The organism is Nocardia sp. NPDC087230, from assembly GCF_044744725.1.
GTDB classification, from domain to species: Bacteria; Actinomycetota; Actinomycetes; order Mycobacteriales; family Mycobacteriaceae; genus Nocardia; species Nocardia canadensis.
In genome coordinates this window covers 374,110-388,875 of sequence record NZ_JBIUYV010000004.1, presented here as the reverse complement: position 1 = coordinate 388,875, position 14,766 = coordinate 374,110, and the positions used below count along the sequence as shown (strand labels likewise).

16 protein-coding genes are annotated in these 14,766 nt (G+C 71.3%); 8 read left to right on the top strand and 8 right to left on the bottom strand.

What is annotated here, in order from left to right; all coding sequences use genetic code 11:
- Positions 1-50: 50 nt before the first annotated feature.
- Both ACIO52_RS17440 and ACIO52_RS17435 read left to right on the top strand, forming a co-directional pair.
- The gene (locus tag ACIO52_RS17440) at positions 51-1,136 is read left to right on the top strand and encodes an S-(hydroxymethyl)mycothiol dehydrogenase (RefSeq protein WP_218718947.1); all 1,086 of its coding nucleotides are present in this window, start codon (positions 51-53) and stop codon (positions 1,134-1,136) included.
- Positions 1,133-1,759, top strand: a complete 627-nt coding sequence (locus tag ACIO52_RS17435) for an MBL fold metallo-hydrolase (RefSeq protein WP_402644912.1) — start codon at positions 1,133-1,135, stop codon at positions 1,757-1,759. The genes ACIO52_RS17440 and ACIO52_RS17435 overlap by 4 nt, the downstream gene beginning before the upstream one ends.
- 75 nt (positions 1,760-1,834) lie before the next feature.
- Here ACIO52_RS17435 and ACIO52_RS17430 read toward each other — a convergent pair whose 3' ends face one another.
- A complete protein-coding gene (locus ACIO52_RS17430; RefSeq protein ID WP_342800045.1) occupies positions 1,835-2,227 on the bottom strand; it encodes a DUF6223 family protein in 393 nt (130 codons plus the stop codon).
- A gap of 211 nt (positions 2,228-2,438) precedes the next feature.
- On the opposite strand from ACIO52_RS17430, the gene ACIO52_RS17425 reads away from it, so the two are divergent.
- Both ACIO52_RS17425 and ACIO52_RS17420 read left to right on the top strand, forming a co-directional pair.
- Positions 2,439-3,539, top strand: coding sequence for a histidine kinase (locus ACIO52_RS17425; protein WP_316573938.1), 1,101 nt, complete (start codon positions 2,439-2,441; stop codon positions 3,537-3,539).
- Complete coding sequence (locus ACIO52_RS17420; protein WP_218718951.1) at positions 3,536-4,207, top strand: response regulator transcription factor; 672 nt, start codon at positions 3,536-3,538, stop codon at positions 4,205-4,207. The genes ACIO52_RS17425 and ACIO52_RS17420 overlap by 4 nt, the downstream gene beginning before the upstream one ends.
- A 16-nt stretch (positions 4,208-4,223) precedes the next feature.
- Here ACIO52_RS17420 and ACIO52_RS17415 read toward each other — a convergent pair whose 3' ends face one another.
- From ACIO52_RS17415 to ACIO52_RS17395, 5 genes are read right to left on the bottom strand one after another with little or no spacing between them, the layout of a single operon-like run.
- Complete coding sequence (locus ACIO52_RS17415; protein WP_402644907.1) at positions 4,224-4,823, bottom strand: methyltransferase family protein; 600 nt, start codon at positions 4,821-4,823, stop codon at positions 4,224-4,226.
- A 12-nt stretch (positions 4,824-4,835) separates the two neighbouring features.
- A complete protein-coding gene (locus ACIO52_RS17410; RefSeq protein ID WP_402644904.1) occupies positions 4,836-5,498 on the bottom strand; it encodes a cation transporter in 663 nt (220 codons plus the stop codon).
- The gene (locus tag ACIO52_RS17405) at positions 5,498-5,815 is read right to left on the bottom strand and encodes a metalloregulator ArsR/SmtB family transcription factor (protein WP_218718975.1); all 318 of its coding nucleotides are present in this window, start codon (positions 5,813-5,815) and stop codon (positions 5,498-5,500) included. The genes ACIO52_RS17410 and ACIO52_RS17405 overlap by 1 nt, the downstream gene beginning before the upstream one ends.
- A gap of 55 nt (positions 5,816-5,870) precedes the next feature.
- Positions 5,871-6,350 carry a DUF1772 domain-containing protein gene (locus tag ACIO52_RS17400; protein ID WP_218718954.1) on the bottom strand — a complete coding sequence of 160 codons (480 nt, stop codon included), beginning with the start codon at positions 6,348-6,350 and terminating at the stop codon, positions 5,871-5,873.
- Positions 6,351-6,367: 17 nt separating this feature from the next.
- Positions 6,368-6,760 carry a nuclear transport factor 2 family protein gene (locus ACIO52_RS17395; protein ID WP_218718955.1) on the bottom strand — a complete coding sequence of 131 codons (393 nt, stop codon included), beginning with the start codon at positions 6,758-6,760 and terminating at the stop codon, positions 6,368-6,370.
- A gap of 77 nt (positions 6,761-6,837) precedes the next feature.
- Between ACIO52_RS17395 and ACIO52_RS17390 the strand changes: the two genes are divergently transcribed.
- Entirely contained in the window at positions 6,838-7,425 is a 588-nt protein-coding gene (locus ACIO52_RS17390) for a TetR/AcrR family transcriptional regulator (RefSeq protein ID WP_316573935.1), read from the top strand.
- Between the two features lie 10 nt (positions 7,426-7,435).
- On the opposite strand, the gene ACIO52_RS17385 is transcribed toward ACIO52_RS17390, so the two are convergent.
- Positions 7,436-10,663, bottom strand: coding sequence for a BTAD domain-containing putative transcriptional regulator (locus ACIO52_RS17385; protein WP_402644900.1), 3,228 nt, complete (start codon positions 10,661-10,663; stop codon positions 7,436-7,438).
- A 109-nt stretch (positions 10,664-10,772) separates the two neighbouring features.
- Between ACIO52_RS17385 and ACIO52_RS17380 the strand changes: the two genes are divergently transcribed.
- From ACIO52_RS17380 to ACIO52_RS17370, 3 genes are all read left to right on the top strand, one after another.
- On the top strand, positions 10,773-11,669 hold the full coding sequence (locus ACIO52_RS17380; RefSeq protein WP_402644897.1) for an alpha/beta fold hydrolase: 897 nt from the start codon (positions 10,773-10,775) through the stop codon (positions 11,667-11,669).
- On the top strand, positions 11,669-12,250 hold the full coding sequence (locus ACIO52_RS17375; protein WP_218718959.1) for an NADPH-dependent FMN reductase: 582 nt from the start codon (positions 11,669-11,671) through the stop codon (positions 12,248-12,250). The genes ACIO52_RS17380 and ACIO52_RS17375 overlap by 1 nt, the downstream gene beginning before the upstream one ends.
- A 76-nt stretch (positions 12,251-12,326) precedes the next feature.
- The gene (locus ACIO52_RS17370) at positions 12,327-13,355 is read left to right on the top strand and encodes an alpha/beta fold hydrolase (protein WP_402644893.1); all 1,029 of its coding nucleotides are present in this window, start codon (positions 12,327-12,329) and stop codon (positions 13,353-13,355) included.
- Positions 13,356-13,364: 9 nt separating this feature from the next.
- Here ACIO52_RS17370 and ACIO52_RS17365 read toward each other — a convergent pair whose 3' ends face one another.
- The gene (locus ACIO52_RS17365; protein ID WP_402644890.1) at positions 13,365-14,585 is read right to left on the bottom strand and encodes a serine hydrolase domain-containing protein; all 1,221 of its coding nucleotides are present in this window, start codon (positions 14,583-14,585) and stop codon (positions 13,365-13,367) included.
- Between the last annotated feature and the right edge of the window lie 181 nt (positions 14,586-14,766).

Here is a 14,766-nt window from a genome sequence, read left to right as displayed (position 1 = left end):
GGCGCCGGACCCCGCTAGCGTTGACGACGACGTCAACCTAGGAGGTCCGTATGCCCGACACCGTTCGCGGAGTCATCGCCCGCGCGAAGAACGCGCCGGTCGAAACCGTCGATATCGTGATTCCCGATCCCGGGCCGCACGATGTGGTCGTCCGCGTCCAGGCGTGCGGGGTCTGCCACACCGATCTGCACTACCGCGAGGGCGGGATCAACGACGAGTTCCCGTTCCTGCTCGGCCACGAGGCGGCGGGTGTCGTCGAGTCGGTCGGCGCGGCGGTCACCCATGTCGCCGAGGGCGATTTCGTCGTGCTGAACTGGCGCGCGGTCTGCGGCGAGTGCCGGGCCTGTCGGCGCGGTCGCCCCTGGTACTGCTTCGACACCCACAACGCCAGCGTGCCGATGACGCTCACCGACGGCACCCCGCTCACTCCGGCGCTCGGCGTCGGCGCGTTCGCCGACAAGACCCTGGTGCACGAAAAGCAGTGCACCAAGGTCGATCCCGAGACCGATCCGGCCGTGGCCGGACTGCTCGGCTGCGGTGTGATGGCCGGCATCGGCGCGGCGGTGAACACCGGCGCGGTCTCGCGCGGCGACAGTGTCGCGGTGATCGGCTGCGGCGGCGTCGGTGACGCGGCCATCGCCGGCGCCTTCCTCGCCGGCGCGGGCACCATCATCGCGATCGATCGCGACCCGCGAAAGCTGGAGTGGGCCAGGGACTTCGGTGCCACCCACACCATCGACGCGAGCACCGCCGATGTGGTCGAGCAGATCAAGGAGCTCACCGACGGATTCGGTGCCGACGTGGTGATCGACGCGGTCGGGCGCCCGGAGACCTGGAAGCAGGCGTTCTACGGCCGCGACCTGGCAGGCACCGTGGTGCTCGTCGGCGTCCCGACCCCGGACATGACCCTGGACATGCCGCTGATCGATCTGTTCTCGCACGGCGGCGCGCTGAAGTCGTCCTGGTACGGCGATTGCCTGCCCGAACGCGACTTCCCGATGCTCATCGACCTGCACCGCCAGGGCAGGCTGCCGCTGGATCGCTTCGTCACCGAGCGCATCGGCGTCGACGAGGTCGAGCAGGCGTTCGCCGCCATGGGCGAGGGCAAGGTGCTGCGCTCGGTGGTGGTCTGGTGAGTGCCCGCATCGAGAAGGTCGTCACCTCGGGCACTTTCGCGCTCGACGGCGGCACCTGGGACGTCGACAACAATGTGTGGCTGATCGGTGACGACACCGAGGTGCTGGTGGTCGACGCCGCTCACGATGCCGACGCCATCGCCGCCGCGGTCGGTGCCCGGCACGTCACCGCGATCCTGTGCACGCACGGCCACAACGACCACGTGACCGTCGCGCCGGAGCTGTCCCAGCGACTCGACGCGCCGGTCCTGCTGCATCCGGGCGACGAGCCGCTGTGGCGGATGACCCACCCCGACGCCGCCTACCGCTCGCTGGCCGATATCGACCGGATCACGGTGGCGGGCACCGATATCGACCTGCTGCACACTCCGGGCCACTCCCCCGGCTCGGTCTCGCTGCACCTGCCGGAGTTGTCGGCGCTGTTCACCGGCGACACCCTGTTCGCGGGCGGACCCGGCGCCACCGGCCGTTCCTTCTCCGATTTCGGCACCATCATCGATTCCATCCGCGACCGGCTGTTCGCCCTCCCGGACGATACGACGGTGCACACCGGCCACGGCCCCGACACCGCGATCGGCGACGAACGTCCCGCGCTCGCGGACTGGATCGCCCGCGGTCACTGAGCCCGCCGGAAGTGTCCGCCGCATCCGTCGGCGGGCACTCCCGGACGCTCGAATCCATCGCGCCCCAGGAGCCGGTCAGCCGATCCGTCGGGCGCGAACCAACGCCAGCCCGCCGAGCGCCGCGCCCAGCACCCCGACCACGCCGGCGATGTACCCGCCCGCGATCCCGTTGCCGGTGCCGAGACCACCGTCGGCGGTGACCACGACGAACACTCCGACAACGGCGGCGATCACCGCCGCGCCCACCGCGAACGCGGCCCGGACACTCGACGGCCGCGCCAGCGCGATCCCGCCGAGGACGGCCCCGAACAGGGCGAGAAACGCGGCCGAGGTCGCGATCGCGCGGTCGGCGGTCAGGCCGTAGGCGTCCGCGACGAGAACGGTCGACGCGGACGCCGGCGCGGCCGAGACGAGCCCGGCGCCCAGAACGGCGGCGACGGCGCCGGGGAGGTGACGGAAAGACGACATGGGGTGCTCCTTCGATCTGCTGCGTACCGCTCGATCGTCGCCCCGCGCCCCGGGTCCGGTCGTCGTGCGACCGTGGACAATCCACGCTGCCACGCCCGCGGTATCGGCTACCACCGAGGCGGTAGCACCGGCTCGGATACCGCGAGCGCGGTAGTCGCGGATCATCCCGTCGCCGGACTCGCCGCGCCGCCGATCGGACTAGGGTGCTGGCATGAGCAGGGCATGGATCGGCGACTGGGCGATCGCGGTCGGCGTGGCTGCGGTCCTGCTGATCACCGCGCTGACCCGGCAACCGTCCCCGACCGAGACGCGGCCCCTCGGATACGCGTTGCTGGTCGCCGGTGGACTGGCGCTGGCGGCCCGGCGCCGGGCGCCGGTGGCGGTGCTGGTGGCGACCGGAGCCTGCGCGCTGGGGTCCCAGGCACTCGGATTCGACGTGCCCGCCGTCGCGTTCCTGTTCGCGGTGTACTTCGCCATGCGCGCGGGCCACCGCTGGGTGACGCTCGCCGCCTCGATCCTGCTCCTGGCGACCCTTCCGCTCGCCGCCATGCTCTCCCTGCACGACACCGCCGCCGCGCTCGCCCGGTCCCGCGACGCGCTCGAGATCGCCTGGCTGATCGCGGCGGCCGCCGCCGGTGAGGCGCTGCGGCAGGCCGAGCGCCGCGCCGACGAGGCCGAACGCACCCGGGAGGAGACCGCGCGCCGCCGCGCCGACGAGGAACGCCTGCACATCGCCAGGGAACTGCACGATTCGCTCACCCATCAGATCTCGGTGATCAAGGTGCAGTCCGAGGCGGCCGTCCACGTCGCGCGCAAACGCGGCGAGGAGGTGCCCGAGGCGCTGCTGGCCATCCGGGAGGCCGGGCGCGAGGCGGCCCGCGAGCTACGGGCGACGCTGGAAGCGCTGCGCGACGACGGCGCACCGCGGCCGGGGCTCGCCCACGTCGGCGAACTGGTCGAGCGCGTGCGCCTGTCGGGCGTCGACGCGACGCTGACCATCGCGGGCACCCGCACCGATGTCCCCGCCGCCGTCGACCGGACCGCCTACCGGATCGTGCAGGAATCGCTCACCAATGTCACCCGCCACGCGCACGCGGACACGGCTTCGGTGCGCATCGATTACGGCGCGGACACTCTCGTGGTCGACGTCGCCGACGACGGCCGGGCCACCCCCGCCACCGCGCCGCTGCCCGGTGTCGGCCTGCTCGGGATGCGCGAGCGGGTGACCGCGCTCGGTGGGCACCTGCATGCCGCGCCGCGCGTCGGCGGCGGATTCGCCGTGCACGCCGAATTACCGGTGGTGCGAGCGTGATCCGGGTGCTGCTGGTCGACGACCAGCCGCTCATCCGCAGCGGCTTCCGGGCGCTGCTCGACATCGAGGACGATATCGAGGTCGTGGCCGAGGCGGCCGACGGACGCGAAGGCGTCGACCTGGCCCGGCGGCACCTGCCCGACATCGCCCTCATCGATATCCAGATGCCGAGCGTCGACGGCATCGAAGCGACCCGCCGCATCGCGGCCGACCCGGCTCTGGCCGCGGTGCACGTCGTCATCCTGACCAACTACGGCCTCGACGAATACGTCTTCGACGCGCTGCGCGCGGGCGCGGCGGGGTTCCTCGTCAAGGACATCGAACCCGAGGACTTCCTGCACGCCATCCGGGTGGCCGCCCGCGGCGACGCCCTGCTCGCCCCCTCGATCACGCGCCGCCTCATCGCCCGCTACGTCACCCAGCCCCCGCACACCCCCGCCACGGATTCGGCACTGCGCGAACTCACCGCCCGCGAACGCGAAGCCGTCGCCCTGGCCGCTCACGGCCTGTCCAACGACGAGATCGCCGCCCACATGGTGATCAGCCCGCACACCGCCAAAACCCACCTCAACCGCGCGATGACCAAGCTCCACGTCCGCGATCGCGCCCAGCTCGTCGTCATCGCTTACGAATCCGGGTTGGTCACGCCGCGCACGCGGCCGTCCTGATCGGGACGAGCTGCCGCTACCGCCCGATTCCGGGCACGAATCGTGGTGTCCTGGCGCAATATTCGCGATAGCCGACGCCGTGGACGCGCGCCAGATACGGCTCCTCCACCACCCGAACCTGTCCCTCGATCGTCCCGAGCAGCAGCGCGAACGCCGCCAGGGCCACGATGTTCGGGACGATCAGCGCGATCCCCGCCGCGAAGACGAGCATGGCGGTGAAGATCGGGTTGCGCACGAGGGCGAACACGCCGGTGTGCACCAGCGCCGTTGTCTCACTGGCGTCGACGCCGATGCGCCACGAGGCGCCCATCTGGTTCTGAGCGACCAGGGTCGCGCCGATACCGGCCACCGCCAGCACGACGCCGATCAGCTGAATCATCGTGGCGGTGAGGAACTCGAGCGGAGCCACGATGCCGGTCAGCTGGAGCGCCACCCCGGCGAGGCCGACGAGGATCGCCGCGACGAAGCCCACCCCGGCCAGCCATTCGAGCGAGCCGGGACGGCCGCTGACGCCACGGAATCCGGTGGAGCCGGTCGTTCGATACTGCCGCAGGCTGCGCCACCCGAATCCGAGCGCACCGAAGATCACACACAGGACCAGTGCCGTCACCGCCATGGCCGATTCCTCTCATCCAGCACAGCAGTCGCGAGCGCCGATCGGCGGTGTCACACAGCAGGTGTCGCCGCGCCAGGCGTCGCGCCCTTCCTTGACGGCGATGACCGCGATCACCAGCGCGGCGATCGGGTCGGCCCACGACCAGCCCAGCGAGGCGTTGAGCACGAGCCCGACCAGCAGCACCGCGGACAGATAGGTGCACAGCATGGTCTGCTGGGAATCGGCCACCGCCGACGCGGATCCGAGTTCACGGCCCGCCCGGCGCTGCGCGGTCGACAGCACCGGCATGATCACCAGACTCAGGGCGGCCAAGGCGATGCCGATCGGCGAGTGTCGCGCGTCGTCCGCGCCGGTCAGCGCCCGGATCGCGTCGACGGTGACGTAGGCGGCCAGCGCGAAGAACGACACCGCGATGATCCGCAGCGCGACCTTCTCCCGCGCGTGTGGGTCCCGGCCGGCGAACTGCCAGGCCACCGCCGCCGCGGACGACACCTCGATCACCGAATCGAGCCCGAACCCGATCAGCGCCGTCGAGGACACCCGCGCGCCTTCGGTCAGCGCGATGCCCGCCTCGACCACGTTGTAGGTGATCGTCGCCGCCACGAGCCACCGGATCCTGGTCGCCAGCACCCGTTGTCGATCCGAAACCAGCAGCGGTACCCCGAGTTCCGCCATCAGCAGCAGTCCTGGGTCGCGGCGGCCGGGCAGCAGGCCGGATCGACCGCGAGCACCAGCCCGACCAGGTCGTCGAGCGCGCGCCCGATCCGGGGATCGGCCAGTTCGTATCGGCTGCGCCTGCCCTCGGGCACGGCGACGACCAGTCCACAACCGCGCAGGCAGGCCAGGTGATTCGACAGGATCTGCCGCGATACCCCGATCTGGTCCGCCAGCTCCGACGGATAGCCCGGCCCGGCGCGCAGGCTCAGCAGAATCCGCGTCCGGGTCGGGTCCGAGAGCGCGTAGCCGAATCGGGACAGCGCGTCGCCGTGCATCGTGGTGCTCACATCTCCGATAGTACAGCTGATTCTGTATTCAGAAAACAGTGAATCAACTCGGCCGCTCGATGTCACGTTCCCCCACCCGCCGCATCCCCACGACGAGGGCGATGACCAGGGCGAATGCCACGAACGACGTGCCGGTGCGCAGGAAGTGGAACAGATCCCAACGGGCCAGGATCGCGGCATAGTCGGTCGGCGCACCGTCGGTCACCCACCGGTTGATCCGGTGATTGATCGGCACATTGCCCCAGCGGGTGATCAGGAACGAGGCGACCACCAACGCCGTGGCGGCCGCGGCGGCGACCCGGCGCCGGCCGGACGTCAGCACCGCGAAGGCCAGGCAGCTCAGCGCCGCCGCGGCCATCGTGGCCTGCATGCTGATGCTGTTGTTGCGCATGAGTTCGGTATGGAATTCCAGGCGCATCCGCAACGGCACACGATGGAACGTCGGCACCAGATTGGCGGCGCCGTAGCCGAAGGCACCGGCGAGCAGGCCGGTGGTGGCCAGGGCGAGCGAGCGGACGAGCACGGGTTCTCCTCGGCCGGTCACGCGGCGGCGACGCGGCGGGTGAGCTGGTCGGCGCGACGGAGCTTGCCGTCGGGCGTGAACTCACCGAACAGGAAGACCTCCGTGGCCACGGACCCGGTGGTGCGCAGCGTGGCGTGCACAGTCAGCCGGGCGGCCATCCGGGTACCGTCCGCGATCACCTCGTGCACCTCGAATCGGTAGTCGCGCAGGTTCTTGCGCACCGGCCGCAGGTGCGCGATCAGCCGGTCACGGTCGAGCCGGATCCCGTCGGCGACCTGGATCACCTCGGGCGCGTGGAACCGGTCGACCACCTCGGCCGGATCGGCGTCGCTGTCGAGGGCCGCGGCGGTGAAATCGGTGAAGAAATCGGCGATGAACCGCTCGGGCGAGCGGGGTGATGCGGGGTCCATGACACTCCAGCCGTAGAATTCTTACAGTGCTGTAAAGATTAGACTCGACCAGGTAACTTTGACAAGGGTGTAAGACTTTGACCGCATCACGGGCACCGAAGCGACGGGCCGACGCCACCCGCAGCCGGGCGGCCGTCCTCGACGCCGCCACCCGCCTGCTCGCCACCCGACCGGACGCGGGCATGGCCGCCATCGCCGCCGAGGCGGGGGTGACCCGGCAGACCGTCTACGCGCACTTCGCTTCGCGCGAGGACCTGATCAACGCGGTCGTCGACCGCACGACCGGCCGCGCCGCCGAAGCCATGCAGGCCGCCGACCTCGACAGCGGGCCGGCTACCGCGGCGCTGCTGCGCATGCTCGACGTGGGCTGGCAGTTCTTCCGCGTCTCGCCCCTGGCTCACCACGTCGGCGCGTTCGCCCGGCAGCGCGACGAGGACCGCCAGCTGCCGGTCAACCACCGCCTGCTCCGCCTCGTCACCCGTGGGCAGCAGGCGGGCGAATTCACCGACACGGTCACACCGCAGTGGCTCGTCACGGCGATCGTGGCGGTCAGCCATGCGGCGGGCGACGAGGTCAGAGCCGGGCGGATGACCCAGCCGGAGGCTCAGATCGTATTGCGCGACAGCGTTCTCCGGCTCGTCGGCGGCCGCCTCGACCACCCCTGAGCCTGCGGGATCAGACCACGGCGACCGTGTCGAGGAGTGCGCGCGCCGCGCCCGGTGTCAAGGCGAGTCCGGCGGTGTGGGCTTCGGTGAAGGCGTCCGCGCCCAAGCCGGTGCGGACCATGGCGGTGGCGCGGTCGATATCGGGTTCTTCGGCAGGCAGCAGCGGCATGCCGGTGCCGGCTCGCAGCGCCTCGGCAGCGCCGAGCAGGCGTGCGGCGGTAGCGAATTCGCCGAGCGCAGCGGTGGCGGCGGCCGCGCCACCGAGGGCGAACGCGGCGTCGCGGGGCGCGTCCATCCGCTGGGAACCGTCGAAAGCGCGCAGATGTTGGGCCAGACCCGCGGCGGGTTCGCCGCCCAGTTCCAGCAGATAGCCCAGTTCGACCTGGAGCATCGGGACGAACAGCGGGATCTCGTCGTCGCCGGCGGGGTCGGTGGGGGCATCGGCGAGCAGGGCGCGCAGCAGTCGCTCCGCTTCCTCGGGACGGCCGTCCCGGCGCGCGGTGAAAGCGAGCACGATCGAGGCGAACAACCGGCCCGCGCCGTCGCCCTGTTCGGCCGCGAGCACCATCGCCTGCTCGGCGAAATCACGCGCTGCGTCGAACTCGGTGTGCTGCATGGCGATCCAACCGAGCCAGCACAGGTGCGACGCGGCCTGCCCCCACAACTCCAGCTCTCTGGCCAGCACCAGGGCTTCGCGATGGATCTCGGCGGCACCGGCCAGATCGCCGGTCAGCTCGGCCAGACCACCGAGCCATTCGGCGGCTTGCAGCCTGCCCCACCGATCGCCGAGCTCGGCGAACAACCGCGCCGCTTCGTTCGCGTAGCGAGTCAGCGCCGCCACATCGGCTCGGCTGTGCGCGGACTTCGCCAGCGCCACCTGGATGGTCGCCACGCTCCAGCGGTCGCCGAGGTCCCGGCACTCCGAAAGCAACTCTCGCACCGAGGTTTCCAGGTCCTGGTTGGCGCCGGCGTCCAGCGCCGCGGTCAGCAGGACGACTTCGGCGCGCACCCGCACGGCGGGGTCGTCGAGGGCGGCGAGCCCCGCCGACACCTGCGCGCGGCGCGTGCTCGCCTCGGTGAAGTCGCCCTGCTGGAAGGCCGCGGTGAGCTGCCAGGCCGCCACCGGCGCCCGTCGGTGCGCGCTGCCACCCAGCGCGAGGGCCGCGTCGAACCAGCGTCGGGCCAGGCCGAGGCGGCCACGCAACAGCCAGTACCACGACAGGGCGTCGGTGAGTCCGAGCGCCGCGTCGGCGTCGCCCTCCCGCAGCGAATCATCGAGCGCCAGGCGCAGATTCGCGTCCTCGCTGTCGAGCTGACACAGCCATCGTTGCTGGTCGGCGCCGTGGAGTTCGGGCGCGGCGCGCTCGGCCAGCGCACGGTAGTACCGGTGATGCGCCCGCCGCACCGCGACGTCTTCCCCCGCCTCGGCCAGCCGGTCCAGACTGAACGCCGCCACCGATTCGAGCAGCCGATACCGGCGCCCGCTCTGCTGGACCAGCGATCGGTCGACCAGCCGGGCGATCACATCGGCGACCACGGCGGGCGCGACCGGCGCCGCCGCGCCGTCGATCTCGGCGGCGCACACCGATTCGGCCGCCGCCAAGGTGCAGCCGCCGGCGTGGACGGCCAAGCGGCGCAGCACGACTCGCTCGTCCTCGTCGAGCAGCCCCCAGCTCCAATCGATCATGGCCGCGAGGGTCTGCTGGCGCGGCGGGGCACCACGATGCCCGGTCGCCAGCAGCCGGAACCGGTCGTCGAGCCGGGCCACCATCTCGTGCACACCGAGCGCGCGGACCCTGGTCGCGGCCAGCTCCAGCGCCAGCGGGATGCCGTCGAGCCTGCGGCACAGCGTGGCGACCGCGTCGGCGTTGTCCGCGTCGAGCGCGAACTCCCGCGCGCCCGCCTGCGCGCGAGTCACGAAGAGCCGCACCGCGTTCGACTCGGCGATCGTGGACACGTCACTGCCGGCGGGCGGCACGGTGAGCGGTTCGACCGTGACGACGTCTTCACCGGCCAGACGCAGCTGTTCGCGGCTGGTCGCGAGGATGCGCAGCCGCGGAGCCGCGCCGAGCAGGGCCTCGGTGAGGTCGGCCACGTGTTCGACGATGTGTTCGCAGTTGTCCAGCACCAGCAGCAGATCCTGCTCGGCCAGCGCCTCCCCCAGCGCCGCCGCCGAACCCGCGCCGTCCGCGAGCCGGACGCCCACGGCCTGTGCCACCGTGTCGGCGATGCGGTCGGCATCGGTGGTGGCCGAGGCCAGCGGCGCGAGCTCGACGAGCCAGGTGCCGTGCGCGGCGCGATCGCCGCGGGCCGCCGCGGTCGCCGTGGCGAGGCGGGTCTTGCCGACGCCGCCCGGGCCGATCAACGTCACCAGGCGCGAGTCGTCCAGAGCGCGGCTCAACGCGTCGAGATCGGCTGTGCGGCCGATCAATGCGGTGCGCGGCGCTGGGATGTTCGTCATGCGCCTGCGGACGACGGCGCGCGGACGAGCGACCACCAGGTCGGGGTCGTGGCCGAGGATCGACCGGTGCAGGTCGACCAGTTCCGGGCTCGGGTCCAGCCCCAGTTCGTCGGCCAGTTGCCTGCGCAGGTCCTCGTAGCCGTCGAGCGCGTCGGCCTGCCTGCCCGCGCCGTAGAGGGCCCGCAGCTGGGCCGCGCGCAGCCGTTCCCGCAGGGGATGTTCCGCGACGAAACGAGTGAGCTCACCGACGACCGCGCCGTATTCGCCCTCGGCGAGCCGGGCCTCGGCCAGTTCCTCGACCGCGACCAGGCGCAGCTCTTCCAGCTGGGCGATGGCCGAGCGGGGGAATTCCGCGTCGCGGAAGTCGGCGAAGGCCGGTCCGCGCCACAGTGCCAGCGCCTCGGTCAATGTCGCGATCCGCTGTCCGGTGTCGGTGTGGGCGCGGGCCCGGGCCAGCAGAGCGCGGAACCGCAAAGCGTCGACCGCGGTGGTGGCCAGGCGGTATCCGGGCGGCGGCGACACGACCAGATCGCGACCGCCGGGTTCGGCGTCCTCGAGCGCTCGGCGCAGCTGCGAGGCCTTGGCGGCGAGGGTGCCCGCGGGATTGCCGGGCGGGTCCTCGCCCCAGATGTCATCGATCAACCGGTCGGCGGACACCGGCTGACCGGCGGCGAGCAGCAGGTCGGCCAGCAGGGCGCGGACCTTGGTCCCGGGGACCGGCACGACGTCACCACCGTCGGTCCACACCGTCAGCGGACCGAGCACACCGAAACGCATATCCGCACCCTAGCGGGTTCCGCGCGCACCGGAATCCGACCGTAAACAAACCGGAAGCCCCCGGGCGCACTGTGGTCCCAACGAGATCGACACACCACAGGAGCACGACATGAAACTCACCGCCCTCGCCCTGATCGCCGGCATCGCCGCCACCGCGCTGCTGTCCGCCTGCGGCACCGACAAGACCGCCGCGCCCAGCTCGCCCGGCGCTTACGCCGAGGTCAACGGCCTGCACATGTACTACGAGCGCCATGGCGTCGCGACCGACCAGCCGCCACTGGTGCTGCTGCACGGCGCGCTGTCGGGCATCGGCACCGACTTCGCCGAGCTGATCCCCGAGTTGTCCAAGACCCGTGAGGTGATCGCGATCGAGCAGCAGGCGCACGGCCGCACCGCCGATATCGACCGCCCGCTGCGCACGCCACAGATGGCCGAGGACACCGTCGCGCTGCTCGGTCAGCTCGGCATCCGGCGGATCGACCTGCTCGGCTACAGCATGGGCGCCGGCGTCGCGCTCGACATCACGCTGCGCCACCCGGAACTGGTGCGCAAGCAGGTCCTGCTCTCGGGCGGACTCGGCGTCGAGGCCATGCACCCCGGGCTGATGGACGGGATGGACGAGCTGAAGCCCGAGCACCTGCACGGCTCGACGTTCCACACCGACTACCTGGCCAATGCTCCGCGACCGGAGGACTTCCCCCAGCTGGTGGCCCGGGTCGTCGACCACGACGTGCACGGCATGCCGTCGGTGTCCCCGGAGGCCGCCCGCACCATCAAGGCCCCGACGCTGACCGTGATCGGCGACTCCGACATCGTCCGGCCCGAGCACGCCGTCGAGATGTTCCGGCTCTTCGGCGGCGGCATCATGGGTGACACCCCCGCGGGCCTGCCGAATGCCCAGCTCGCGATCCTGCCCGGCACCTCGCACATCACCGCGCCCCATCGCCCGGAGCTGCTGCTGCCGATGATCCCCGCCTTCCTCGACGCGCCCGTCAAGGACGCCTGATGCGCGAGCCGATGCGGGTGGCCCTGATCGTCGGGTCCACCCGCACAGGCCGTTTCGGCCCGCTGGTGGCCGACTGGTTCGCCGGTCGCCTCGCCCGCCGCCCCGAACTGAGCCTGGACCGGATCGACCTGGCCACCGCCGAGCTGCCCCACCAGCTCCCCGACCTCGACGACGACCGCCCGGACCCGGTGCGCGCGTTGGGTTCCCGGCTCGCGACCGCCGACGCCTTCGTGCTCGTCACCCCCGAGTACAACCGGAGTTTCCCGGCGCCGGTGAAGAACGCGATCGACTGGTTCGACATCGAATGGGCCGCCAAGCCGGTCTGTGTGGTCACCTACTGCCGCGATGCCGAAGGCGGCCACGGCGCCGCCCAGCTGCGTCAGGTCTTCGGCGAACTCAACGCCGTCCCGATCCGCCGCACCGTCACCATCACCAAGGCCTGGCAACGCTTCGCCGTCGACGGCTCCTGGCCCCGCCGCGACCCCGAGCTCGACGACACCGTCGAAACCACCCTCGACCAGCTCACCTGGTGGGCCACGGCCCTGCACACCGCCCGCACCACCACCCCCTTCGTGCCGTGACGGCCTGCGCGGACCGATGAGTTCCGGGCCGGGCCGTCGTCTCTTCTGACAAGACGCACCCAGCGGAGGAGTCGCCGTGCCCGTTCGACAATCACCCGAGCAGCTGGTCGCCGTCGGCGATGTCGACCTGTGCGCGACCACCTTCGGCGATCGGCGACAGCCCCCGGTGCTGCTGCCGTGCACCTCGGTGCTGTTCTGGGAAGACGAGTTCTGCCGCAAGCTGGCCGAGGCGGATCGGTTCGTCCTGCGCTACGACATCCGCGACACCGGCCGCTCGACCGCCTATGCGTGCGGCTCCCCCGGCTACACCCTCCGCGACCTGGTCGCCGACCTCCTCGGCCTCCTGGATGTCTTCGAGCTCGCGCGGGCCCAGCTGGTCGGCTTCTCCGTGGCCGGGTGGATCTGCCAGCTCGCCGCACTCGACCACCCCGACCGGGTCTCGGCGCTGACCCTGATCAACACCCGCCCGACCGCGCCCGGCCCCGCCGACCCGGACCTGCCCGAACACGCGGACCGGGTCATGGCGTCGTTCACCCGCAACCCGCTCCCGGACTGGTCCGACCGGGCAGCGGTGATCGACTACCGCGTCGAACAGGCCCGGGTACTCGCGGGCGCCCACGGCTTCGATGAACAGCAGGCGCGACAGCAGGCGACCGCGATGGTCGACCGCACCACCGATGCGGCCGCGAGCGCGCTCAACCTGGCCTATGTCGACTCGGGCCCGCGCTGGCGCGAGCGCCTGGGCGACATCACCGCGCCGACCCTCGTCGTCCACGGCACCGACGACCCGTTCTTCCCCTCCGGCAACGGTCGAGCCCTGGCCGACGAGATCCCCGGCGCCGAACTGCTCGCTCTGGACGGCATAGGCCACGAACTCCCGGCCGTCACCTGGGATCGCGTGCTCACCGCCCTGGTTTCGCAATATCCCGACCGAAGCGGCGACGTCGCTGCCTCGCGCGCGATCGTCGCGGGCACGGGAACCGCCATCGACCCTCTATCGGGTGACACACAGCCCCTGCCGCGATCGACGTCGCGCCGCGGCGATGAGCCCCCGGCGTCGGCGCACCACGATCGACCACCTGGCGACTCGCGCACCGCGAAGTAGCGAAACGGGTCAGACCGCCAGCGGCAGCTCGACCGGTTCGCCCGCTTCGGCGCCCGCGCCGCGCACCACCGCGGCCAGCAGCCCGAGCAGGACGAACTGGTCGCGTGGCAGCAACAGCGCCTCCGGCGCCCAGTTGTGCACGAACCCGACGGCCAGCCCCGACGCGGGATCAGCCCAGCCGCCGGATCCGACGAAACCGATGTGCCCGAACGCGTTTCGCGCACCCGGCACCGGCATGGAGTGGTAGCCCAGCCGCCAGCCCATCGGCAGCAGGAGATTTCGGTCGGGCAGTACCGATTGCAGCCGCGCCATGGTGCGCACCCGCTTGCGGGAGAACAGCGGCGACTCGGTGGCGATCGCGTTGTAGACGGCGGCCAGCGAGCGCGCGGTGAACACTCCGTTCGCGCCGGGCAGTTCACCGCGGAGGATGGCCGGGTCGGCGCCGTGGGCCAGGCGGTCGATGCCCTGGGTGTAGATCGACCGCAGGAAGCCCGCGCCGGGCACCGGCGTACGCGAGGCGAGCCGAATCATCATCTCGGCCTGCGGAATTCCGAGCGGCGTTGTCGATCCGTGCGTCACGGCCACGGTGGTGCGCGCGTCGGGGCCGGGGGTACCCAGGTGCAGACCGTCGACACCCAGCGGCTCGGCCAGCTCCGTGCGATACAGCTCGCCCATGCTCTTGCCGGTCACCGACCTGGCGATGCCCGCGATGATGGTTCCGTACGAAATCGCGTGGTAAGCGGGAATTCCGCGGAATCGGTCCGGTGCGGCGGCGGCGAGGCGTTCCTCGATCAACCGATGATCGGCGAGTTCATCGGCGGTATGGGCGAACACGCCGATCCGCGACAGCCCGGCCCGATGACTCATCGCCTCCGCGACGGTGATCTTCGCTTTGCCGTTCACGCCGAACTCCGGCCAGTACTCCGCGACCGGCGCCCGGTAGTCCACCAGCCCGCGTTCGGCCAGAAGATGCAGCACCGTCGAGGTGACGCCCTTCGACGTCGAATACGACAACGCCGCGGTGTTCTCCTGCCACGGCACCGTGCCCGCGGCATCCGCGCACCCGGCCCACACGTCGACAACCCGCCGTCCGTGCTGGTACACCGCCAGCGCACCACCGCCGCGCCCGCCGTCGAACAGCCGCCCGAACCGGTCGATAGCCTCCCGGAACTGGGGTGCGGCGCTCCCGCGAATCGCGGTGGCCTGCGGCCCGGACGATGCTCCACGCATTAGAAAACCTCACATGTCACCATTGACAGACGGATTCCGGAGCACTGTCCGCAACCAGTCGGAGTGTTTACGTTACCGGAGATCAACAGGCATTTCGAGACCACGTCACCACCTCGATACCCGCCTGCTCACATTCCTCTCCTCCGGAGAATTTCGCTTAACAAGTTTGTCTCAGGAGACC